We start from the raw sequence: 22,650 nt of genomic DNA on the forward strand, positions 1-22,650 counted from the left end.
TTTAGTATTATCCTCTTGATTTACCACCTGCAACGTTGATAGTTACACCAGTGATGTAACTTGCTCTTTCTGAAAGCAAGTATGAAACTAAGTCAGCAACTTCATACAAGTGACCACTACGTCCCATTGGAGTAGTTGTGGTACTCTTGTAACCTGCCCGAAGTTGATCAACAGTAATATTTCTCGTGTAAGCTAATGCATTTTCATAAGTTGGAGTTCTTAAACCCGTAGCTTCCATAATCCCAGGAGCAACACCTGCAACTCTAACATTGAACTTACCTAATTCCTTAGCCCATGAACGAGTGAAGCCGTTAATGGCACCTTTGGTTGCTGAATAAATACTTTGACCTTGTGAACCTTCAAGACCAGCTTCACTTGACATGTTAACAATCACACCATGCTTTTGAGCAACTAAGTGACGACCAACAGCTTGTGACATCAACATGACGCTCTTAACGTTAACGCTGAACATTTTAGCCCAATCATTTTCCGTCATTTCATATTGACTTTCAGGCTTCTTATCATCAACTAATAATCTTGGTAAATTGATACCTGCGTTGTTAACAACCCCGTCAATTTTGCCAAATTTATCAACAGTTGCCTTAACTGTTGCTTCAACATTTTCCTTATTAGTAACATCGGTCTTGTAGAAGACTAAGTTATCATGCTCTTCCTTAGGTTCGTTTAAGTCGGCGTCAACTACTTTAGCACCATGACCTAAAAGTTCCTTGACAATAGCTGCACCAATACCGGATGAGCCACCTGTAACAATGTAAACTTTATCTTCCAAATTTAACCAATCATTCATTTCTAAATACCTCTTTTCGCTTGATTCACTTTCAATATTAATGGATGCGCTTACATTGCTTAATAGCAAGTTTTTCGAATCAGTTTGAAAAAGATGTATTTAACTTCAATTTTAATATAAAAAATAGGTAATAAATAGATGCTGATAGAGATATAATTTTGCACATAAAAAGCCTTAGTGTATTCTGCTTGATACACTAAGGCTTTTACTTTTACTCTTTAATTCAACATACTATTAGCATAAGGCAATTCTTGTGATGGATCAGCATTCAAAGTCAAATCCGCAAACTTATCCGCATTGTATAAGTTATAAGCAGCAGCCCCAATCATTGCCGCATTATCACCACATAACTTGATATCTGGCAAGATAACCTTTGGTTGTTTTGCTTTAGGTAACTTAGCAATTTCAGCACTCATGCAATCACGCAAACCATGGTTAGCAGCAACACCGCCACCCATGATAAAGGTCTTCGGTTGATATTGTTTAATTGCTCTAATTGTCTTATGAGCCAGAACATCAATTACTGCAGCTTGGAAACTAGCTGCCAAGTCGTATTTATTCAATTTTTCATGAATTTGATCAGCGTGGTGACAAGTATTAATGAAAGCACTCTTCAACCCAGAGAACGAAAAGTCATAATCATCGTCTTCCATCATTGCCCGTGGGAAGTTGAAGGTATCTTTTCCTTCATGAGCCCAAGCATCAATTGTTTTACCAGCTGGATAATTAACCCCAAGTACTCGGCCAATCTTATCATAAGCTTCACCAGCTGCATCGTCCCGGGTGTCACCGATAATTTCAAAATTAATTGGATCCTTCATTAAGACGATTTCAGTATGACCACCTGAAACTTGTAAAGCTAAAGCCGGGTATTCGATTTGATCTTTTAATTGCGCTGCCATAATGTGTCCCATAATATGGTCCACGCCAATCAGCGGAATCCCTGTTGCCATTGAAGCAGCTTTTGCAGCACTAACCCCAATTAACAAGGCACCAACTAAACCTGGGCCATCAGTTACCGCAATTGCATCAATATCGTTCCAACTCGTATGTGCTTCATTTAAGGCTTCTTTAGTAATTTGACTAATCACTTCAATATGGTGACGACTGGCAACTTCTGGAACAACCCCACCAAAGCGTTGGTGACTCTTAATCTGAGTAGCAACAATTAAACTTTCGATTTCGCGACCATTTTTAATTACTGCTGTTGAAGTTTCATCACAGGAACTTTCATAAGCTAAAATGCGGACGTCTTTTTTCTCACTCAAAATGTTAACTTCCTTCTCTTAATTTGATGTGGTTTTAACCAAAGAATCATATTAACAGCATCAGTATGCGTATCTTGGTAATAATTTTTTCGAATAAAGGTTGCTTCAAACCCGATTGATTCATACAGGCGCTTGGCAACATCATTATCGATTTTTACTTCTAGACTAACGCACTCACTTTCATTCTTGCGAGCACGATCAATCATTAGTTCCAATAGTCTTCTCCCAATATGTTGTCCTTGATAATCTGGTGCAACCGCAATATTAGTAATATGTGCTTCGCGCGGATGAAAACGTGCACCGATAAAAGCAACTAGGGTCGAAGCTTGATAAACAACTAAATATAATGAATTTTTACGTTTCTTTAATTCACTTTCAAAGGAAAAGCTGCTCCATGGTGTATGCCCGGAATAAACTGCTTTTTCTAAAACCAATAAGGCGGGAATATCATTATCCGTTGCTTGCATGACTTGCAAGACCTTACCATTAACCGTCATCGCAAACGGACTAAAATTCATATCAATCTTATTAACTTCTGGATGAAAGAAATTATTCAGCCTTTTAAACTTCTTCAACATAATCACTATCTGGACCGAAAGGCTTGCCCGTCTTCTTGTGCCAATCTACTTCGGCTTGAGTTCTACGCAAGTAACGGGGCAAAAGCTGATCTGGATCAACCGGTTGAGCAGTCACTGCCAATTGCCCAATTAACCCAGCATGCAACTCATTTTGTTCTTCTGTGGCATAAGTATAATCTATGCCCATTGCTTTAATTTGTTCATCTTGCTTAGCTAATCCGGTCCCAACAAATATCACTTTCGTTAAATCATTTTCAGCAAGATAAGCAGATACTGCCTTTAGTAAGACATCAATATGATAGTGGCCATCGGGAATCACCATTTCTGGCATTTTTTCTGCATTATTAACATAAGCCCCAGCAAAATAATTATCATTTCTAGCATCAAGGCCAGTCACAATTAGTGTATTTTGTTCATCAATACTCTTAGCCAAAGCTTGCAAGGTAGAAATCCCCACTACTTCTTTGTTCAAGATGCTAGCAAACATCTTCACCGTTGTAATGCCAATTCTTAAGCCAGTATATGAGCCAGGACCAATCGCAACAGCGAAGCGATCTAGGTCTTTTAATTGCAAGTTATTTTCTTTTAAAATCGCAGCAATCATTGGATCAAGATGTTCACTATGATTACGCTGATCTTGCTCGTTTTTTTCCTCAACAATTGTTTCATAATTATTTAGTGCCACACTTAAATGGTTAGTAGCAGTTGAAACACTTAAGATTTTCATATTAATAATTTCCCTTTATCAAATTTGATAGTTACCTTTTTATTTTAACACGAGATAGCGCCTGTAAAACAATGCAGGTAATTAGCATTTGAATCCACGGCACAATTATTTCTTTTGGCAGCCGCTGCAAAAATACTGCTTGCAGGTTAACGCCGTATAAGAAATGAATCCACAAGGTATTCATCCCAATATTGACAATGATTGTCACTAACAAGGTGGCTACGATTACCCGCCAGACTTTAAGTGGCTTTTGGTAAAAGAATAAACCATAAATAAAGGGTGCAGCCATTGCTGTCAATGTAAAGCCAATAAAAAAGCCGCCTTGATTACCAAAAATTGCCGAAGAAACCAAGTCACTAATTCCCCCACCAATTGCGCCACATAATGGTCCAAAAAGGTATCCTAACATGACACTACCAATGAAGCCTAACCCTACTTTAACAAAGGCTGGGCCAAAAGAAAATTGCGATAACACAATTTTAATCGCAACAATTACTCCCAAAAGAACTAACTCACGTAATTCAAGGTTAACTGCTTTCTTTAAATTCATGCGCATCTCCCCTTCACTAAAAAAGCATGACATTTTTTCATTAAATTGACCGCCACTTTAATTCACAAACGGTCCGAACTTTGCCAGTATCATCCTCGATTGCATGATACGACATTAAATCATTTTTGTCTTCTTTTAAGCTCATCAGCGATAGTGGTTGTTCACCATAACGAACTTCCTGATCAAATTTGATATCAATTTGACTAACCAAGTGCTTTCGTAAAAAATCACGATCCATCATGTCGATAAACCAATTGAAATAGTGACTGTTAGTCAGATGATGGTTGGTATCTAAATCATCATATCGTACCCGATACTTGCGGCTCTGATCATATTGCTTCAAGGCGCGTAATCTAGAAAAATGCGGCATTTTTGGCAATAATGGCACCTTAAATTGCTTCATTAATTCTTCATCACATGGGATCAATTTTCGCGCTTTTAAATCAAACATTACCCACTGGCTGGTAACTTTTACTAACTCATTACCTTGCTGGTCACTAATTCCAAAATCACGATATTCAAAAAAGCGATTATAACCACTCGCTTCAGTACTCAAAATCACCTTATCCATTGGGCGTGGTAAGTTCTTAATTTCAAAATGATATTGCGTTACTACCCAGCCCAGACCACGTTCCATTAATGCCTCAGTCCCGGCACGGCCTGCGTCTAACTGATCTTCAGAAACCTTCATCAACAAATCTACCATTGATGGTAATTTTAGATGTTGATTTTCGTCACATTCATTAAAGCCGATTTGATATTTTTCCGTATATTTCATTGCTTCTTATTCCTGATGATATTGATCATAAAGTTCATTCTTGGATACGTGGTGTTCTTTAGCCACTTGCTTGATGGCATCCTTTTTACTATTGCCTGCTGCAACTAGTTGGTCAACTAAAGTAATCAATTCTGGCCAAGATAGTTGTTTAGGCGCTTCTGTATTCGGTGAAACCAAAATTACAAACTCACCACGTGGGGCATTTTGAGCGAAATAATCATTCAATTCAGCTACACTGCCCCGAATAAATTCTTCGTGAATTTTCGTTAATTCTCGCGCAGCAACAATTTGCCGTTCTGCTGGTAAAATTTGCGCCATTGTTTTTAATGTTTTAACTAAACGATGTGGTGCTTCATAAAAAATCGAAGTTGCTCGTGCTTGATTCATTTGTTCAAAAAATGGCTTTTGCTCACTAGCCTTTCTTGGCAAAAAGCCATAATACGTAAATGGCTGTGCGTCAAAGCCTGATGCGATCAAAGCTGTCGCAAAAGCAGACGGTCCAGGTAAAGGGACAACGGGAATGTCATGTTTGATGCATTCTTGGACCAAAATATAGCCCGGATCGGAAATTACTGGCATCCCTGCATCACTAATCTCTGCAATCACGGCCCCATCTTGCATTAACTTAATCAATTCTGGTGCCCGTTCCTTAGAATTATATTTATGAAAGGAAATCATTCGGTTATGCACACCAATTTTTTCTAATAAAATTCCACTAGTTCGAGTGTCTTCAGCTGCAATATAATCAGCATTCGTCAAAACTTTTTTTGCCCGAATAGTAATATCTTCTAAGTTACCAATTGGCGTTGGCACTAAATATAGCTTACCTGTATCTTGACTGTAACTACTTTGCCGCTGCATTCTATCCGTCCTTTACCGCTTCTTCTTTTCACCAAAATTATTCAAAATATCTAAGCAAAACATACAATCTGAACTAGGATCACGATGTGAACCATAGTAGATATTACAAATATGATAACCAGAATTGTAGATTTGCTTTAATGACTCTAAACCACTATGAATCTTAGCTACTGGTTCATCACGTTTAGCAGTCATCTTATCCAACTTTTCTCGCAAAAGTTGGTTTTCAACTTTTAATTCCGTGTTCTCTTTCAAAGTCTCAAGAATATCATTTTCTAGACTTTCGATCGTTTTGGTCATATTTTCCATCGAGTTGTGGAGTTGTTGCAACTTGGAATAAGGATCCATCCTTAACACCTACCGTTTCCACTGTAAAGCGAGATAATCTAGCAAATTACGAAAATTCACATTACTAAACCGCATCTTATCAACATCTATCAAACATTTTAGCATATACGTTCCTGCTAAGCGGGTACTTTCTTGGCTTAAATCCTTTTGTGCCAGCATTTTTAGTTTTATCAAAAGATACTCCTGCTGCGGAAGCGTTTTTGCAAAATCAGCTAACTGATGTGCACTTACAAAAGATAAATTGTTCTTTTCTAATAATTCCTGATAAAAATACTTAATATCTTGATCAAACTTTTTGGTGTCACCTAATTCGTCAATTTCGTCTTGAGAAAAGCCGTTAGCCAAAAGCAAATCCTGACCTGCCACTGCTTCATTTTCATTAAAATTGATAATTTGCGTTCTAGAGCGCACAGTTGGCAAAATTTGATCCGCATTATTAGTAATCAAAATTGAAACAACCGGTGCTACTGGTTCTTCTAGCAGATTTAATAAGGCATTAGCTGCGGGCAAGGTTAATTTTTGTGCTTCATTAATAAAGAAGAAGCGTCGACTACTTTCGACAGGACTCTTGGCCAATTCTTCTTTTAATGGCCGAATTTGATCAATCCCTAAACTCTGCTTACCTTCAGGCTGAACAAGTAAGACATCAGGATGGTTACCTGATAGAATCTGCTGGCAATTTTGACACTTTCCATCAGGCTTTTCTTCACCAGTACAATTAAATAAGCAGGCCAGCCAATAAGCCGTATTTAAAGCCCGAACTTCATCACGATCGACAAACAGATAACTATGCGCTAATTGTTTATTTTCATAAGCTTGTTTTAAAAAAGCTGCTTGCTTAGCAGCGATATTATTTATATCAATCATTAGAATTGCTTAAATTGATCAACTGGCACGACAAAACAAGTAGCACCACCAACCGTAACTTTCACTGGGTAATCCATTTCTAAGCCAGTTGAAATTAAATTAGGCTGTACATATTCTTCTCGCGCTTCAGACTTACTTTTAATTACTTCTAGAACACTATCTACTTGCTCATCTGGCGTCCCAATTAAAAAAGTACTATTACCTTCACTTAAAAAACCGCCAGTAGTCGCTAACTTAGTAGCTCGAATATTATTTTTAACAAAGGCACGTTGCAATTTGTTAGAATCATCTTTTTGCACAATTGCAATAATTAATTTCATCAAATCACCTCTTAAAATAGCTCTGGTAAGCGCGTTTCAATTGCTTGAATACTAGCTTCAACTACCTGTTCTAATGGTTGACCAGCATCAATTCTGACAATTCGTTCAGGATATTTCTGGGCTATTTCTTGATAACCTTGATATACCTTCTGGTGAAAAGATAGCTTTTCTTGCTCTAAGCGGTCTTCATGTCCTGGTCGCAATTTAGCAATCCGGCTAAGACCAACTCTAGGATCTAAATCAAAGAATAAGGTCAAATCCGGTTCAATTCCACCAGTCGCAAAATCATTAATTTCTTTAACTGCACTAATGCCCAAATCGCGTCCTTTTCCTTGATATGCCAAAGAACTATCGACAAAACGATCAGAAATTACTAACTTTCCAGCTGCTAAAGCTGGTTTAATGATTTCCTCAACATGTTGACTCCGCGCTGCTGCATATAGTAAAGCTTCTGTCCGGGCACTCATTTCTTGATTAGCAGGATCTAAAATTAATTTTCGAATTTTTTCAGCAATTTTTGAGCCACCTGGCTCACGCGTCACAAGATATTGTGTCTTCAATTTTGAACCAATTTGGGTTAAAACTTGCTCCAAAACTGTACTTTTTCCAGCACCATCAGGTCCTTCAAAACTAATAAAAAAGCCTCTCATAAAATCCTCCATGTGTCTATTCTACAGAAGTTTCATTAACTTTAACAGTCTTTGAGCATTAATTGCGGGCAAAAATAAAAAAGCCCCTTTCAAGGGGACTTTTCTATTGAGTAATGGCATTAGTGATACCACTAAATCTTGTGTGTCGATAGCGTGCTTCATTGTATAAAAAACTATACTTGGCGCGCAAAATCTTGCTCACAATAATATTATCATCTGACATATCTAAGGTCGTCTGATCAAGATCCTTTTGGAGTGCCAATTGATTTTGTAGTTTTTCAATCAGAGCAATCAATCTTTGATCGCCCTCTTCTTTAATTTTATTTTTTTTTCTCATAGCCATTATAAAGACGTTCTTCCTTGCACTGCGCGCTTTAAAGTAATCGAGTTGGCATATTCAATGTCACTACCAACAGCTAGTCCTGCAGCCAATCTAGTTACCTTTAAGCCGGCTGGCTTAATCAATTTACTGATATACATCGCTGTTGACTCACCTTCAGGCGTAGAATTTAAAGCTAAAATTACTTCTTTAACTTGATCCTGCTTTTGTAAACGAGTAATCAATGACTTGATATTTATCTCTTCGGGGCCAACTCCATCCATTGGCGAAAGAACACCATGCAAAACATGATACAAACCATCATATTCGCCCATTTCCTCAAAAGCCATTACATCTTTAGGCTGTTCCACAACCATGATGGTTGTTTGATCACGGGCAGGATTACTACAAATCTCACAAGGATCTTTTTCAGTAATATTGCCACAAATTGAACATTGGTGAAGGTTTTCCTTTACTTCTTTTAATGATTTAGCAAAATCTTGCACATCTTGCTCAGGCATATCTAAGGTATAAAAAGCTAGACGCGTAGCCGTCTTTTCCCCAATTCCTGGCAATTTCATATAAGAATCAATTAAATGCGCAATTGGTAATGGATATTGCAATTACATCAAACCCTTCGTGTACTTACCTAAGCTAGCTTGAGTTGCTTCATCAATTTCCGCAATCCCCTTGTTAACTGCATCAATAATTAAATCTTGTAACATATCAGGATCATCAGGATCAATGGCTTCAGGGTTGATCTTTAAGTCTTTCAACTTGCGATCTCCCGTAAAGGTAGCAACAACCAAATCATCAGCAGATTTACCAGTGAATTCTTGAGCAGTAATATTTTCTTGCTCTTCTGCCATTTGTTGTTGCAACTTCTTTGCTTGTTTCATCATTTGTTGCATATTCATGCCGCCCATACCACCGAAATTAGGTCTTCTACTCATTTTTAAAATCTCCTTTTAATCTTTTATATTTACTGTATCACCAAATAAGTCTTTAGCCTTATTAATTACTTCAGAATCGTCCTTAGCTTCTTCAGTTTCTGCTTTTTCTTCTTGAATTGCCTCAATTTTTTGCTTCTTTTTAGCTAGCAATTCCTCTTTGTGACTCTTAACAAATTCACTCCGAACTGCTAACCAATCACTATCTGGTACTAAAACGATACTATAACTATGTTTAGCAAATTTTTCAATATAATCTGTTAATTTGGTTAATAAGTCACTATCGGAACTTGCTTTTTCAAACCATAAAGCATATTTACACTTCATGACTACTTGGTCAGGACTAGCAGCAACTGGTTCTAAAACATCAAGTAACGCCCTTTCAGAAACAGCTAAGACCGATTGTAAATCAGGCCAAACATTTTTGATAGTTTCCAAATCTTGACGCGTCGCATTTTCCAAAACATGGTATACCTGCTTGCGATTTTGACTTGGATTTTCCTTAACCCGTCTACGCGGTTTACGAGCTGTCTTAGCTGCCGCAACTTCTGCTGGCGTTTTACTTGGCTTTTTAACTGCAGCCGGCGTATCCATATGAAAAACCTGGTTGACATTAGTTGCCGTTTTGCCATTTGCAATTTGACTTAACTGTTGCGTTAAATCAACGACCTGTTTTTTCAAAGCCGCCAGTTCCGCTTGTAAATCAGCATTACCTGCGTTGCTAGTAGAAGGTGCAGGAGCGACAGGGGCTGCCTCTTTAGTGGTCTCAGTTACGGCCGGCTTTTGACTAGCTCTAACCAAAAATACTTCTAGCGGAATTTGCTGTTGATTAGTATAGCGTAAATCATTTAACGCGGTATTGGCTAAAGTGATCAGGTTAAAGTAACGTTCACTTGGAATTTCTTTAACTTTTTGTGCAAATTCAGGCGTTAAAAAATGATCATCATCTTCAGTATCACCTGCTTTATTAACCATTAAAGCGTTAGTAGCTAAATCAATTAATTCATCTAAGATATTTTTTGAGCTAGCACCATTAGCTAACACTTCTCTAGTGACGGTTAGCGCTGCTCCAGTATCTTCATTTAAAAGAGCCAACAAGATTTGTTCAATTTTTTCTCTTGCCGCAAAACCAGTAATTTGCAAGGCATCTTCGTAATTAACACTACCTTTTTCATAACTTAAGAGTTGATCCAAAATACTTAAGGCATCCCGCATCCCTCCGTCAGCTACTTGGGCAATTACGCTAATTGCTTGATCTTCATAAGCGATTTTTTCTTGATCAAGAATATACTTCATGCGCTTTTCCAAGGCTGCCTTAGAAATCCGCTTAAAGTTATACCGCTGCGTTCGTGAAATAATTGTTGCTGGAACTTTTTGTAATTCTGTCGTAGCTAAAATAAAGACTACATGCTCGGGTGGTTCTTCGAGTGTCTTTAATAAAGCGTTAAAAGCTCCAAGTGAGAGCATATGAACTTCGTCGATAATGTAAACTTTATACTTTCCTTGAGTTGGAGCATATTTGACCTTGTCACGAATATCACGAATTTCATCGACCCCATTATTTGAGGCAGCATCGATTTCCATAATATCCGGCATTGATCCTTGGTCAGCTTCTAGGCAGTTTTCACACTCATTGCATGGTTCGCCATCTTGCAAATTTGTACAATTCAAAGCTTTCGCAAAAATCTTGGCACAAGACGTCTTCCCTGTACCACGCGGTCCCGCAAATAAAAAAGCGTGTGAAATAGTACCACGTTTAATTGCATTTTTAAGAGTATCAGTAATTGCTTCTTGTCCGACGACACTATCAAAGGTTCGCGGCCGCCATTTTCGATATAGCGCTTGATAAGCCATGTATTCTCTTCCCTAGTAAAAAAACTCCTAACTCTTTAAAAGAGTTAAGAGTTTGTTAATTGTCTCGTAAAAGGCACATGCTTGAGCAACCTTAGTGCTGCTACCTTCCGGTCCTGACACAATTCAGAGGTCAAACATTGCCCACTAGATATGATAACGTATTTTAATCTTTTTGGCTACCATCTTGCTGTAATTTAGTTAATTTTTGTTTCTGGCGAATTGCCCTAAAAAAGTCTTTCAGCATTTGACTCGATTGCTCTTTAAACAAGCCGCGAATTACTCTAGGATGATGATTAAACTTTTCCACCGCAAATAAATCAATGACGCTGCCAGCAGCGCCAGCTTTCGGATCAAGTGCACCAAAGTAAACATCTTTAATACGAGCGTTAATAATTGCACCAGCACACATTGGACATGGTTCTAAAGTTACAAACAAACTACAGTCAATTAAACGCCACATTCCTAGATGCTTACAAGCTTCCTTAATTGCAATCATTTCGGCATGTTGAGTCGCATCTTCATCTAATTCGCGGCGATTATAGCCCTTACCAATCACCTGTCCATCTGGATCAACAATTACAGCTCCAATCGGAACTTCTCCTTGCTTTTCAGCTGTTTTTGCCTGTTCAATGGCTAATTGCATGTACTTCTTTTTATCGTCGCTAGAAAGCATTATTTACCCTCACAGTTAAACTAAATTTTGTCTTTAATTCATTCTAACAAAAAAAGAACCGGATAGTATTAACCGGTTCCTTTAAAAATAGGCTACATTACAAGTTATTAATCTTCCGATTTCTAAAGTTATGGTAGAAAAAGATTCCTGACAAAATTAAATACAAAGCGGCAATCCCGGCAGGAGCAGCAGTTTCATTATCTCCAGAAATCAGACCTAACATAAATACACCGACGATCACAATTAGAACTGCAATAATATATTTACACGCTTTTTTCATAACAATTATCCTCTCGTAAAAATACTATATTCTTATTATAAATAGATAATCTAATAAAAGAAAGCGCTTTTATAAAGTCTAACCCTAATCTAATCAGCTTTTTAGTCCTTTTTATTTTAGTCCTTAATTGCCTTTAAGATATAGTAGCCTTTATCTCTTACTAAAATTTCACAGTTGCCGTAGACTTCTGTCATCAACTTACGTGCACTGGGTTCACCCTGTTTTTTCTGAATGACTACTAACAAAATGCCGCCAGCAGTTAAATGGTCAATTGCTTCTCCAATAATTGCCGAAACCACTTTTTTACCTGCTCGAATCGGTGGATTAGTTAAGATTAAACCGAATTTGGTGTTTTTATCCACTTGTGCATAAACATCTGATGGATAAATTTTGACATTACTAATTTGATTTAAAGCCGCATTCCGTTTAGCCAATTCTAGTCCACGTTCATTAACATCGATCATTTCAACTGTCCGCTCTGGCCAAAACTTAGCTGCAAACAAGCCAATTGGGCCGTAACCAGTACCCGCATCAAGAATTTTGCCAGCTGGAAAAGTTTGCTCTTTCATGGCTTTAATTAAAACACCTGAGCCATAATCAACCCGCATTTTTGAGAAGACTCCTGCATCAGTAGTGAATTTTAAATCGATCTTATCCACATGATAATCCACAAGATGTTCATCGTGTTTAGCAGTTGGGTTAGCTGCAAAATACATTTGATTTTTTTCGTTAGTCATCAATCTTGTCCTTTCTCTGTTCGAGCCAGTCCTTTAACTTAGAAAATTCATGTTCATTACTTTTATCTTTGATTTCCTGAATTTCTGCTGCTAACTGCTTATTTTGTTCAGCCAAAGTTTGATTCTGCTGTTCTAATTTGTCTAACTTTTTCAAAATCAGTTCAATATTATCATGATTTTGTGAAGTATTGGCACCATTAGTCCGGCGCACTAAATAAGAAGTAATTGACGAAGTTAACATTCCCACAATTCCAATTCCGAGTAGCATCATGACTAATGTCACAAACTTAGCCACAATACTATGAGGTGGAATCGTTTTTCCAAAAATCGCGTCGTAGCCCACCGTTGAGGCAGTAGATAACACCCACCAAAAAGCCGTATCTAAAGAAACATGTTCAGTAATTGCAAAAGCTTCAGCACCGACCAGCAAAAAGGTAATCGTAAAAAAGACAACATACATTAAACCATTAGTATGGAAAATCTCTTTTAGCTTTCCCATTAAGCCGGCCAACCTGATCAACCGCAATAAGCGCAAATCAGAAACTAAGCTGACCATGTTAAACATATTCAAGCCAACGAATAAAAAGCCAATTGGAATAATCGATAATAAGTCATAGATATTATTTTTAACAAAGGCCTTTCGATCACTAGCTTGATGTAGTCGTTTGAAATAATCGATAGCGAAATAGATCACTATCGCTGAGTTAATCCAAAACCACTTACTTGTTGGCACATCAATACTAATGACTGCAGCAAAATCGAGGATAATTAAAATAATGGAAACAACTGATAAAATCGCCATCACCCATTGATGACGGGTTAGTTTTTTATAATATTTACTCATCATAAAATAAATAATAACAAAAAATAAGCTCCTTGCGCAGAGCAAAGAGCTTATTTTTTAATTGCCCAGTTGGGCTGTAACTATTTAAGGGTTACAGTAGCACCAACTTCTTCAAGCTTAGACTTGATGTCGTTAGCTTCGTCTTCTGAAACGCCTTCCTTAACGTTCTTAGGAGCACCATCAACAAGGTCCTTTGAGTCCTTAAGGCCAAGACCAGTAATGTCACGAACTGCCTTAATAACCTTAACCTTTTCTTGACCTGCTTCAGTCAATTCAACATCGAAAGTTGACTTAGCAGCATCGCCGCCAGCAGCACCTGCAGCAGCAACTGGTGCAGCAGCAGAAACGTCAAATTCATCTTCAATAGCCTTTACAAGGTCGTTTAATTCAAGAATTGAAGCACCTTTTAATTCTTCAATAATCTTATCAGTATCTAAAGCCATTTATATATCCTCCGAAAAATTAGAATTAGATATTAATTACAGTAATTATTCAGCTGAGCCTTCATCCTTAGAATCAGCAACAGCTTTAACAGCGTATGCAAATTGGCGTACAGGAGCTTGCAATACAGAAACAAGCATTGAAAGCAAACCTTCGCGGCCTGGAATAGCAGCGAGTTCCTTGATTTCGTCCTTGGTAGTCAACTTGCCTTCGAGCATACCACCCTTGATTTCGATAACATCAAAATCATCTTCGTACTTAGAAACAATACGAGCTGGTTCAGTAATGTCGTCAGCGTTGTCAGTATAAACAACAGCAGTTGGACCTACGAAAGTATCATCAAGACCTTCGATGCCAGCCTTAGCAGCAGCACGTCTTAAGTAAGTGTTCTTGATAACTTTCATCTTAACGTCGTTATCACGAAGTTTCTTACGCATGTTAGTAACTTCTTCAACAGTCAAACCTAAGTAGTTAATAACTAAGATAGCTTTGGCAGCCTTAAGTTCTTCAGCAAAAGCGTCAACGAGCTTTTCCTTTTCAGCAATAGCAGCTTTACTCAATCGATTTCACCTCCATAATTACTCTAATAAATTCTATAAGGCCTAAAAAAACTCCATGCCATAAAGACATGGAGCATAAAAATCTTCATTATCTTCTGGCCTCGGCGGGATTTTGAGGCGTCATGCCACCCGAGTCTTAGGTAGAATTTACATTAATTATTGTAGCAAGCCAATTAAACTTTTGCAAGCAAAAATTTAATTTTGCAAAAAAATAAGCAAGGAAAAACCTTGCTTAGATAAATAACATTAGATTGTCTTTTCTTCAGTTGGGTTAGCTAATTCGTTTAATTCACCGGTTGTTTTGTAAACTACCCACATTGCTAAGTTAACAATATGGTCTCCAATTCGCTCAAGCAAGCGCGTAACTACAAAGTAACTTGAAGAAGCAACTGCTGCACTAGGATCTTTTTCAATCCCACCAATGATCAAATGACGGGCTTTTACATATGCTTCATCAATTTCACTATCCTTAGCAGCTACGTCTTTGGCCATTTTTTCATCGTCTTGAACATAAGCAGTTAAGACTTGAATCAACATATGACGAACATTATGGGTCATATTTGAAATAATTTCTTCAACTTCTGGAATTCTAGGATTACCCTTTACTCTGATAGTTTCCAAGGCAATACTAATAGCGTTTTCCCCAATTCTTTCTAAATCAGTTGTCGCCTTTAGAATACTAATGACTACTCTAAAATCAGTAGCTACTGGCTGTTGGAGCGCCATTAATTTCAAAGCTTTTTGTTGAATATCAAGTGATTCGTGGGGAATTTTTTCCTCATCGTCAACCATTGCTTGAGCACGTGCTTTATCATGATCGACAAAAGCTCTAGTGGCATGATCAATTTCATCATTAACAAAGACACCCATTTCCATGAATTGGGTATTTAATTTCTTTAATTCATCTAAAAATATTTCGTGCATCTTTTTACCTCATCTTAATTAACCAAAGCGACCATTAAGGTAATCACTAGTGATTTGCTTTTCAGGTGCGATAAACATTTTTTCAGTTGGACCGGCTTCAATCAAATTTCCATTCATCAAAAAGGCTGTCTGATCCGCAACCCGTCCAGCTTGTTGCAAATTGTGAGTTACCATTATGAAAGTAAATTGCTTCTTTAATTCCATTAAAGTCTCTTCAATTTCTGAACTTGAAATTGGATCAAGCGCACTAGTTGGTTCATCTAAGAGAACCACTTTTGGACGCACAGCCAAGGCCCGAGCAATACAAATTCTTTGCTGCTGACCACCAGAAAAGGATTGAGCATTGCGATTTAAATTGTCTTTAGTTTCTTCCCAAATTGCCGCTTCTTTCAAACTTTCTTCAACTCGCTGGTCAATTAATTCCTTATCCTTAATACCAGCGATTCTTAAACCATAAGCGACATTGTTATAAACCGAAAACGGAAATGGGGTTGGTTGTTGGAAAACCATGCCCACTTCTTTTCTCAGCGAAACTAAATCCATCTTAGGACTATAAATATCTTGCCCTTCAAACATAATCTTTCCGGTAATTTTGATATTTTCAATATCATCATTCATCCGGTTGAGACAACGTAAGAAGGTTGACTTTCCGCACCCAGATGGTCCAATTAAGGCGGTTAATTCTTTTTCATGAAAGCTTAAATTAATGCCATGCAGGGCTTCATAATTGCCATAGCTTAATTTAACATTTTCAGCTGTAATAATTTCCTTCATTCTTTTTCCTTTATCCGAAACTACCTTGAATGTACTCTTCTGTAAGTTGTCCTTTAGGATTGGTAAAGATATCTGCTGTAGTATTGTATTCAATTACATGTCCTAAATGGAAAAAGGCAGTATAATCACTAATTCTTGAAGCTTGTTGCATATTATGAGTCACCATAATCATTGTGTACTCTAACCGCAACTGCTTCAAAGTATCCTCAAGCTTAGAAGTTGATACTGGGTCTAGGGCACTGGCTGGTTCATCTAACAAAAGAATTTCTGGCTTAACTGCAAGAGCACGGGCAATACATAAACGTTGTTGCTGACCACCAGATAAGGCCAAAGCACTTTTATCAAGTTTATCCTTTACTTCATCCCAAAGAGCTGCAGCGCGTAAACTTTCTTCAACTATTTGCTCTAATTGTTGTTTATCAGTTTGACCATTAGCCTTAAGCGCATAAGTAATATTTTCTCTAATTGACTTAGGAAAAGGATTGGGGCGCTGGAAAACCATACCAATATTTTTTCTTAATTCATAAACGTTAATATTGGGCTGATTAACGTCTAAATCATGAAACATAATTTTGCCATTAATCTTGGCTACCCGATCATTCATCCGATTTAAAGACCGCAAGAAGGTGGATTTCCCTGATCCTGATGCTCCAATTAAAGCTGTAATTGTATTCTTTTTAAATTGCAAACTTGCATCAAATAACTTTTGAACTTTTCCACCATATAAAACACTTAAGTCTTCTGTGGCTAAAGCTACTTCATCTGGTTTAAAAGTTGCAAGATAGCTTGCTTTAGTTGTTGTTTCCATCTTTCACCTTTATTTTGCTGCTGTTAACTTTTGATATAACTTATTACCTAAATATCTGGCAGCTAAATTGAAAATAATTACCACAATTACTAACAAAGCTGAGGTTGCTGCTGAAACGATTGTCGCATCAGAGATAATTCCTTCAGTATTTACTTTCCAAATGTGAACAGCTAAAGTTTCAGCTGGACGCATCACATTTAAGAAACTCGTTGGACTAAACGGATTCCAATTTGAATAATCAACCGTTGATCCACTTTGACCAGCGGTATAAATAAGGGCAGCAGCTTCCCCAAAGATTCTACCGGCACTTAAAATCAAGCCTGTTAAAATGCCAGGTAAGGCTGCAGGTAAAACAATCCCGCGAATGGTCTTCCAGTTAGATAATCCAAGGGCAAGACCAGCCTCACGTTGTGCTTGTGGGACCCCATTGATCGCTTGCTCAATATTACTAGTCAAAATTGGTAAATTAAAGAACGTTAAAGCTAAAGCCCCTGAAATAATCGAAAAGCCAAAGCCAAATTGCACTACAAAGAGCAAGTAACCAAACAACCCTACTACGATTGAAGGCAAAGAACTTAAGATTTCAATCGTTGTTCTGATCAAATTTGTCAACCAATTATCTTTGGCATATTCAGCTAAGTAAATTGCTGCTCCTAATGCAATTGGTAAAGAGATAATGGTGGTCAAAATTAACAAATAAATCGAATTAAATAATTGATCTCTAACCCCACCACCAGCTTGATAAGAAGAAGCTTCAGAAGTTAGAAAATGCCATGATAAATGTGGCACACCAGTAATTAAAATATTGCCTAAGATACCAGCTAAAATTAAGACGACAAGCGCAACTAGTAAATAAATGACCCAAGTTGCAATTTTATCGCTACGTTTTGCTTTATTCATTTACTTCTGTCCCTTCTTTCCTACTAAACGTACAAGGAAGTTAAATACTAAAGCCATAATCAACAGTAATAATGCTAATGACCATAAGGCATTGTTAGGTAAAGTTCCCATGACGGTATTACCCATTTGACTGGTTAATTGGCTAGTAAGAGTAGCTGATGGACTTACTAAGTTAGCTGGCATCAAAACAGCGTTACCAATTACCATTTGCACAGCTAAAGCTTCACCAAAAGCCCGGGCCATTCCGAAGATAATTGCCGTTAAAATTCTAGGAGTAGCTACTCTTAATACTACCTTATGGATAGTTTGCCAATGAGTTGCCCCTAGTGCAGCCGAAGCTTGTCTAAAATGCTTTGGGACAGCTTTTAACGCATCAACAGTTAAAGAGGTAATGGTTGGTAAAACCATCACAAATAAAACTAGTGTAGCAGATAAAATCCCAAAACCCGTTCCGCCAAAGAGCTTTCTCACAACCGGCACGATAATGGTTAAACCTAAGAACCCATAAACTACTGATGGAATACCAACTAACAATTCCATCACTGATTGTAAGAATTTAGCCCCTTTTTGAGAGGTATATTCAGTCATAAAAAGTGCCACAGCAATTGCAAAGGGTGTTGCAACTAAGGCCGCCAATAAAGTTACTGAGAAAGAAGTAACAATCATTGCAGCTGCACCAACATGATTCTTCCCATCACCGGGATCCCAATCAGTCGAAGTTAAGAAATGGAATACGTTAACATGATTACCAAAAAAGGTTGCTAAACCATGAACGCCGACAAAGCCGATAATCGAAACTACTAAAATAATAATTAAGATAATGGCAAAATAAGTTAAGCCTTTACCCCAATATTCTTGCCGTGTTTCTTTTGATGGCTTAGTTAAACGATTAATATCGACACTATTTGGCCCCATTTTATTTAATTTAACATGAGGTACTTCTTGCTGAGCAATTGCTTGATCAACAACTTGTTTTAAATCTTCAGTATTTTTTGCCATAGCTTTAATTACCTACTTTTACCACTTTATTTTGACTATCACGCACAACCTTCATTTCTTTAATGCTTAAGTAGCCAATTTTTGGAATCAAATCTTCCTGTACTTTTTTACCCAACATATACTTAATAAAGGCTGCAGTTCTCTTATTAGGCTTACCTTTGGTATACATATGCTCATAACACCAAAGTGGCCACTTATTGGTAGTAATATTTGAATTAGTGGCTTTAACATGATCAATACTCAGCTTCTGAATATTCTTATCATGGGCGTAAGGTAAAGAAATATAACTAATGGTTCCTGGCGTGGTATTAACAATCTTTTTGACCGTACCGTTAGAATCCTGTTCTTGTGAGCGAATTGGTTTTACACCAGGTAACACAATACTTTCAAAACTACTTCTTGTTCCACTTCCCTTAGAACGATTAATTACGGTAATTGTTTCATTTTTACCACCAACTTGTTTCCAGTTAGTAATCTTACCAGTGAAAATCTGCCGTAATTGGGTCATGGATAAGTTTTTTACGCCAGTGCTCTTATTAACAATCGGAACAATACCAACAACGGCTACACGGTAGTCGCGTAGTTTTTGAGCATTAATTCCTGGCTGTGTTTCTGCAAAAACATCTGAGGTTCCAATTTCAACAGCTCCCGCTTGTACTTGGCTTAAACCAGTTCCAGATCCGCCACCTTGAACGACAATGTTACTACTAGGATGAGTTAAGCGATAATCGTTGCCTGCTTGTTCTGCCAAAAGCTGCATCGCACTTGAACCCACAATGGTAATTTTAGAACTATTATTTTTACATCCAGTTAAAAAGATTAGTGCTAGAAATAAAATAATAGTTATCTTTTGCCAAAAATGTTTGTGCATGAAAATACTCCTCTTTCGTGCTATAAAATCAATTAATGATAACATACAAAAAAAGCACCCCGCAACATTGCGAGGTGCTTCCTTAAGCTAATTTAAATAATTATTTCAAGTTTAATGGATCAAGCTTGATCCCTGGGCCAAAGGTTGCTGATACAGCAACACTCTTGATGTATTGACCCTTAGCTGATGCAGGACGTGCACGTAAGATAACGTCACGTAAAGCATCAAAGTTTTCGGTTAATTGTTCTTCAGTAAATGATACCTTACCGATAGCAGCGTGAATAGCAGCTTGACGGTCTACACGGTATTCTACTTGACCAGCCTTAACATTCTTAACAGCCTTTTCGATGTCCATGGTTACAGTACCAGTCTTAGGGTTTGGCATTAAGCCCTTAGGCCCAAGAATACGGCCTAAACGACCAACCTTAGCCATCATCATAGGGGTTGCAACTACAACGTCAAAGTCCAAGTAACCGTTTTGAACCTTTTCTACTAATTCGTCAGAACCAACTTCATCAGCACCTGCTGCCTTAGCTTGTTCAGCTTGAGGACCTTCAGCAAATACGATAACCTTTTGGGTCTTACCAGTACCGTTAGGTAAAACAAGTGAACCACGGATTTGTTGGTCAGCTTGCTTAGGATCAACACTTAAGTTGTAAGCAACTTCAACTGAAGCGTCAAAGTTAGCGTATGAAGTTTCTTTAACAAGCTTCATAGCTTCTTCTACAGTGTAAAACTTGTTTGAATCTACTTTCTTAGCAGCTTCTAAATATTTCTTACCATGCTTTGGCATGTGATTTCCTCCTTGTATATGTGGTCAAATGAGCTTTCTTCTAGCTCTCCCACCTAATATGTTACTTAACTCTAAATAACAGGATTAGTCTTCGACTTCGATACCCATACTTCTAGCGGTACCTTCAACCATGCGCATAGCAGCTTCGATATCAGCAGCGTTAAGGTCTTTCATCTTAGTTTCAGCGATTTCCTTGACTTGATCCTTGGTTACCTTACCAACTTTCTTGGTGTTAGGTTCACCAGAAGCCTTGTCAATCTTAGCAGCTTGCTTAAGCAAAACTGGAGCTGGTGGAGTCTTAGTAATGAATTCGAATGAACGATCTTCATATACAGTAATAACAACTGGGATAATCATGCCTTTTTGATCAGCAGTTCTAGCATTGAAGTCCTTAGTGAAACCTACAATGTTAATACCAGCTTGACCCAAAGCAGGACCAACTGGAGGTGCAGGTGTTGCAGCACCAGCTGGGATTTGTAACTTAACTACGTTAATAACTTTCTTTGCCACGGTCAAAACCTCCTTGATTCCGTGATGCGGTTAAAATGGAGAATTTACCTAATTCCCCTCCCACAATAATAAACGTACTATGGTATGATACCATCGTTTAACCGCAATTACAATATTTTATTGACTTTTATTCAGCGTCAAGCTTCTTTACTTGATCATAATCAAGTTCAGCAGTAGTTGCTCGACCAAACATATCAACTGAAACATAAACTTTATATTTATCAGGTTGAATATCAGTAATCTTACCTACCATGCCGTTAAAGGCACCTTCAGTAATAGTTACTTGTTCACCCAATTCAAAGTTAATAGTCGGCTTCTTAGCAGGAGCACCTTGTTGTTTAAGCAAACGATCTACTTCTTCAGGAAGAAGTGGTGAAGGCTTAGAACCACCACCGTGTGAACCAACAAAACCAGTTACGTTAGGTGTATTTCTAACAATAAACCAACTTTCATCAGTCATCACCATTTCAACTAAAACGTAACCTGGGAAGATCTTTTCTTCAACTTCTTCTTTTTTACCACGGACGTTTTCAACTTTACTTTCTTCTGGCACCATTACTCGGAAAATGTAGTCTTGCATCCCCATACTTTGTGCACGAGAAAGCAAGTCTGACTTAACCTTATCTTCATAGCCAGAATAAGTATGTAAAACGTACCATTGCTTTTTAGCAGTTTCTACCATATTTTTCTCCTTAATTTTTTGGCAAACAAAAAAACCTCTGACAGAGGTTTTCTTTCGTTGCTACTATTATAACACGCAGCTGGATAATTTACTATAAAAACCACATTACATAATGTGTTGAGTCAAGATGCTGAAGGCCCAATCAAGTGCACCTAAATAAGCAGCAAACAAGATTGAAGAAATAATAACGACCCCGGTATCATGACGATTTTGCTTATAAGTTGGCCAAGTAACTAATTTCATTTCGTGACCAACGCTCTTTAAGAACTTAATCATCTATTTTTACCTCGTTTCCTTATGTAATGTTTTTTTACCGCAATGTTTACAAAATTTATTTAATTCCAAACGCTGAGTGCGATTCTTACTTGCGGTGATTGAGTAGTTGCGTGACCCACAAACGCTGCAGGCTAAGGCGGCTTTCTTTACTGCCATAATCTCACTTCCAAACTTCTGCTATTTTACCAGTATTTTGCATTTAAAGCAATTATTGTAGCAATATGATAACCTGCTTTGCCGAGCCAATTTTCAACCTCATCTAAAATGAAATAAGCTCTGCTAGCTGGCAATTGATGATAAGGCATACCAGCTTTTTTAAATTTGTAAAAAGTTGTAGTACTAATGCCTAATGCTTGGCGTAGCTCTTTTCCGTTTAGTATTTCTTGACTCATTTTTTCACCTTCAGATTGCCTGGCATAGGAATTCCACAGATCATATAAGCTGCTACAATATTAAGATCCTTCTCAGACTTGATCTCATAGCCATTTTTCGTCAAGTAAACATCAGGCGTAGGTAATTCTTTGCCATTCTTGAAATAGTCACGCACCATTTGACCTACATGATTAATAGCTAAGTGTAAAATAGTTTGCGGTGACGCTTAGTTACAAATTAAAAAGAGTCAAATCCATTTTAGGACTTGACTCCAAAACAAAAAGACCAGTAGTCTGATGTTAAGAACAAAAACACATTAGAAGCTGGT

33 protein-coding genes, 1 other RNA gene and 1 other annotated feature are annotated in these 22,650 nt (G+C 37.6%); all 34 genes read right to left on the minus strand.

The window, feature by feature from the left end:
- Window positions 1-7: 7 nt before the first annotated feature.
- The 34 genes from EJK17_RS02805 to EJK17_RS02970 all read right to left on the minus strand — a co-directional run bounded on the left by EJK17_RS02805 (window position 8) and on the right by EJK17_RS02970 (window position 22,342).
- On the minus strand, window positions 8-808 hold the full coding sequence (locus EJK17_RS02805) for an SDR family oxidoreductase (protein WP_103661755.1): 801 nt from the start codon (window positions 806-808) through the stop codon (window positions 8-10).
- Between the two features lie 218 nt (window positions 809-1,026).
- The gene (tsaD, locus tag EJK17_RS02810) at window positions 1,027-2,076 is read right to left on the minus strand and encodes a tRNA (adenosine(37)-N6)-threonylcarbamoyltransferase complex transferase subunit TsaD (protein WP_103661754.1); all 1,050 of its coding nucleotides are present in this window, start codon (window positions 2,074-2,076) and stop codon (window positions 1,027-1,029) included.
- The gene (rimI, locus tag EJK17_RS02815; protein WP_103661753.1) at window positions 2,073-2,654 is read right to left on the minus strand and encodes a ribosomal protein S18-alanine N-acetyltransferase; all 582 of its coding nucleotides are present in this window, start codon (window positions 2,652-2,654) and stop codon (window positions 2,073-2,075) included. The genes tsaD and rimI overlap by 4 nt, the downstream gene beginning before the upstream one ends.
- The gene (tsaB, locus tag EJK17_RS02820; protein ID WP_103661752.1) at window positions 2,638-3,381 is read right to left on the minus strand and encodes a tRNA (adenosine(37)-N6)-threonylcarbamoyltransferase complex dimerization subunit type 1 TsaB; all 744 of its coding nucleotides are present in this window, start codon (window positions 3,379-3,381) and stop codon (window positions 2,638-2,640) included. Before tsaB ends, rimI begins: the two co-directional genes overlap by 17 nt.
- Before the next feature lie 31 nt (window positions 3,382-3,412).
- Window positions 3,413-3,931 carry a folate family ECF transporter S component gene (locus EJK17_RS02825; protein ID WP_103661751.1) on the minus strand — a complete coding sequence of 173 codons (519 nt, stop codon included), beginning with the start codon at window positions 3,929-3,931 and terminating at the stop codon, window positions 3,413-3,415.
- A gap of 40 nt (window positions 3,932-3,971) precedes the next feature.
- Entirely contained in the window at window positions 3,972-4,709 is a 738-nt protein-coding gene (locus EJK17_RS02830) for an acyl-[acyl-carrier-protein] thioesterase (protein ID WP_103661750.1), read from the minus strand.
- A gap of 6 nt (window positions 4,710-4,715) precedes the next feature.
- Window positions 4,716-5,570: a 16S rRNA (cytidine(1402)-2'-O)-methyltransferase gene (gene rsmI, locus EJK17_RS02835; protein WP_103661749.1), complete on the minus strand. Its 855-nt coding sequence runs from the start codon at window positions 5,568-5,570 to the stop codon at window positions 4,716-4,718.
- Between the two features lie 12 nt (window positions 5,571-5,582).
- On the minus strand, window positions 5,583-5,918 hold the full coding sequence (yabA, locus tag EJK17_RS02840) for a DNA replication initiation control protein YabA (RefSeq protein WP_103661748.1): 336 nt from the start codon (window positions 5,916-5,918) through the stop codon (window positions 5,583-5,585).
- A 9-nt stretch (window positions 5,919-5,927) separates the two neighbouring features.
- Window positions 5,928-6,785, minus strand: a complete 858-nt coding sequence (locus tag EJK17_RS02845; protein WP_103661747.1) for a DNA polymerase III subunit delta — start codon at window positions 6,783-6,785, stop codon at window positions 5,928-5,930.
- Window positions 6,785-7,105 carry a cyclic-di-AMP receptor gene (locus tag EJK17_RS02850; RefSeq protein WP_103661746.1) on the minus strand — a complete coding sequence of 107 codons (321 nt, stop codon included), beginning with the start codon at window positions 7,103-7,105 and terminating at the stop codon, window positions 6,785-6,787. Before EJK17_RS02850 ends, EJK17_RS02845 begins: the two co-directional genes overlap by 1 nt.
- Before the next feature lie 11 nt (window positions 7,106-7,116).
- Window positions 7,117-7,755, minus strand: a complete 639-nt coding sequence (gene tmk, locus EJK17_RS02855; RefSeq protein ID WP_103661745.1) for a dTMP kinase — start codon at window positions 7,753-7,755, stop codon at window positions 7,117-7,119.
- Window positions 7,756-7,858: 103 nt separating this feature from the next.
- Window positions 7,859-8,098: a YaaL family protein gene (locus EJK17_RS02860; protein ID WP_103661744.1), complete on the minus strand. Its 240-nt coding sequence runs from the start codon at window positions 8,096-8,098 to the stop codon at window positions 7,859-7,861.
- Window positions 8,098-8,697 (minus strand): recombination mediator RecR, encoded by a 600-nt coding sequence (recR, locus tag EJK17_RS02865; protein WP_103661743.1) that lies wholly within the window; start codon window positions 8,695-8,697, stop codon window positions 8,098-8,100. The genes EJK17_RS02860 and recR overlap by 1 nt, the downstream gene beginning before the upstream one ends.
- Window positions 8,698-9,027 carry a YbaB/EbfC family nucleoid-associated protein gene (locus EJK17_RS02870; protein ID WP_103661742.1) on the minus strand — a complete coding sequence of 110 codons (330 nt, stop codon included), beginning with the start codon at window positions 9,025-9,027 and terminating at the stop codon, window positions 8,698-8,700.
- Window positions 9,028-9,042: 15 nt separating this feature from the next.
- Window positions 9,043-10,878, minus strand: coding sequence for a DNA polymerase III subunit gamma/tau (gene dnaX, locus EJK17_RS02875; protein WP_103661741.1), 1,836 nt, complete (start codon window positions 10,876-10,878; stop codon window positions 9,043-9,045).
- A 57-nt stretch (window positions 10,879-10,935) separates the two neighbouring features.
- Window positions 10,936-11,029: signal recognition particle sRNA small type (gene ffs, locus EJK17_RS02880), an RNA gene on the minus strand.
- Window positions 11,030-11,041: 12 nt separating this feature from the next.
- A complete protein-coding gene (tadA, locus tag EJK17_RS02885) occupies window positions 11,042-11,551 on the minus strand; it encodes a tRNA adenosine(34) deaminase TadA (RefSeq protein ID WP_103661740.1) in 510 nt (169 codons plus the stop codon).
- 97 nt (window positions 11,552-11,648) lie between these two features.
- The gene (locus EJK17_RS02890; protein WP_103661739.1) at window positions 11,649-11,831 is read right to left on the minus strand and encodes a hypothetical protein; all 183 of its coding nucleotides are present in this window, start codon (window positions 11,829-11,831) and stop codon (window positions 11,649-11,651) included.
- A 116-nt stretch (window positions 11,832-11,947) separates the two neighbouring features.
- Complete coding sequence (locus EJK17_RS02895) at window positions 11,948-12,568, minus strand: class I SAM-dependent methyltransferase (protein ID WP_103661738.1); 621 nt, start codon at window positions 12,566-12,568, stop codon at window positions 11,948-11,950.
- Window positions 12,561-13,415: an ion transporter gene (locus EJK17_RS02900; protein ID WP_103661737.1), complete on the minus strand. Its 855-nt coding sequence runs from the start codon at window positions 13,413-13,415 to the stop codon at window positions 12,561-12,563. Before EJK17_RS02900 ends, EJK17_RS02895 begins: the two co-directional genes overlap by 8 nt.
- A 77-nt stretch (window positions 13,416-13,492) precedes the next feature.
- Window positions 13,493-13,855, minus strand: a complete 363-nt coding sequence (rplL, locus tag EJK17_RS02905; RefSeq protein WP_127796172.1) for a 50S ribosomal protein L7/L12 — start codon at window positions 13,853-13,855, stop codon at window positions 13,493-13,495.
- A 45-nt stretch (window positions 13,856-13,900) separates the two neighbouring features.
- Window positions 13,901-14,413 carry a 50S ribosomal protein L10 gene (gene rplJ / locus EJK17_RS02910; protein WP_103661735.1) on the minus strand — a complete coding sequence of 171 codons (513 nt, stop codon included), beginning with the start codon at window positions 14,411-14,413 and terminating at the stop codon, window positions 13,901-13,903.
- Between the two features lie 35 nt (window positions 14,414-14,448).
- Window positions 14,449-14,572, minus strand: a sequence feature (ribosomal protein L10 leader region).
- An 87-nt stretch (window positions 14,573-14,659) separates the two neighbouring features.
- On the minus strand, window positions 14,660-15,337 hold the full coding sequence (phoU, locus tag EJK17_RS02915; RefSeq protein WP_103661734.1) for a phosphate signaling complex protein PhoU: 678 nt from the start codon (window positions 15,335-15,337) through the stop codon (window positions 14,660-14,662).
- 18 nt (window positions 15,338-15,355) lie between these two features.
- On the minus strand, window positions 15,356-16,111 hold the full coding sequence (gene pstB, locus EJK17_RS02920; protein ID WP_103661733.1) for a phosphate ABC transporter ATP-binding protein PstB: 756 nt from the start codon (window positions 16,109-16,111) through the stop codon (window positions 15,356-15,358).
- A 10-nt stretch (window positions 16,112-16,121) separates the two neighbouring features.
- A complete protein-coding gene (pstB, locus tag EJK17_RS02925; RefSeq protein WP_103661732.1) occupies window positions 16,122-16,919 on the minus strand; it encodes a phosphate ABC transporter ATP-binding protein PstB in 798 nt (265 codons plus the stop codon).
- A gap of 9 nt (window positions 16,920-16,928) precedes the next feature.
- On the minus strand, window positions 16,929-17,819 hold the full coding sequence (gene pstA, locus EJK17_RS02930; protein WP_103661731.1) for a phosphate ABC transporter permease PstA: 891 nt from the start codon (window positions 17,817-17,819) through the stop codon (window positions 16,929-16,931).
- Window positions 17,820-18,818 (minus strand): phosphate ABC transporter permease subunit PstC, encoded by a 999-nt coding sequence (gene pstC, locus EJK17_RS02935; protein WP_103661730.1) that lies wholly within the window; start codon window positions 18,816-18,818, stop codon window positions 17,820-17,822. It lies immediately after the preceding gene.
- A gap of 4 nt (window positions 18,819-18,822) precedes the next feature.
- Window positions 18,823-19,689, minus strand: a complete 867-nt coding sequence (locus EJK17_RS02940) for a phosphate ABC transporter substrate-binding protein (protein WP_103661729.1) — start codon at window positions 19,687-19,689, stop codon at window positions 18,823-18,825.
- A gap of 100 nt (window positions 19,690-19,789) precedes the next feature.
- Window positions 19,790-20,482 carry a 50S ribosomal protein L1 gene (gene rplA, locus EJK17_RS02945; protein ID WP_103661728.1) on the minus strand — a complete coding sequence of 231 codons (693 nt, stop codon included), beginning with the start codon at window positions 20,480-20,482 and terminating at the stop codon, window positions 19,790-19,792.
- 84 nt (window positions 20,483-20,566) lie between these two features.
- On the minus strand, window positions 20,567-20,992 hold the full coding sequence (rplK, locus tag EJK17_RS02950) for a 50S ribosomal protein L11 (protein WP_003549095.1): 426 nt from the start codon (window positions 20,990-20,992) through the stop codon (window positions 20,567-20,569).
- A 127-nt stretch (window positions 20,993-21,119) separates the two neighbouring features.
- Window positions 21,120-21,674, minus strand: a complete 555-nt coding sequence (gene nusG / locus EJK17_RS02955) for a transcription termination/antitermination protein NusG (protein WP_103661727.1) — start codon at window positions 21,672-21,674, stop codon at window positions 21,120-21,122.
- Window positions 21,675-21,779: 105 nt separating this feature from the next.
- Complete coding sequence (gene secE / locus EJK17_RS02960; protein WP_103661726.1) at window positions 21,780-21,950, minus strand: preprotein translocase subunit SecE; 171 nt, start codon at window positions 21,948-21,950, stop codon at window positions 21,780-21,782.
- 6 nt (window positions 21,951-21,956) lie between these two features.
- A complete protein-coding gene (gene rpmG / locus EJK17_RS02965; protein WP_082598958.1) occupies window positions 21,957-22,106 on the minus strand; it encodes a 50S ribosomal protein L33 in 150 nt (49 codons plus the stop codon).
- A gap of 26 nt (window positions 22,107-22,132) precedes the next feature.
- Window positions 22,133-22,342 carry a helix-turn-helix transcriptional regulator gene (locus tag EJK17_RS02970; RefSeq protein WP_103661725.1) on the minus strand — a complete coding sequence of 70 codons (210 nt, stop codon included), beginning with the start codon at window positions 22,340-22,342 and terminating at the stop codon, window positions 22,133-22,135.
- Window positions 22,343-22,650 lie beyond the last annotated feature (308 nt).

The sequence above is a fragment of the Lactobacillus xujianguonis genome (assembly GCF_004009905.1).
In the GTDB taxonomy this organism is placed as follows: Bacteria; Bacillota; Bacilli; order Lactobacillales; family Lactobacillaceae; genus Lactobacillus; species Lactobacillus xujianguonis.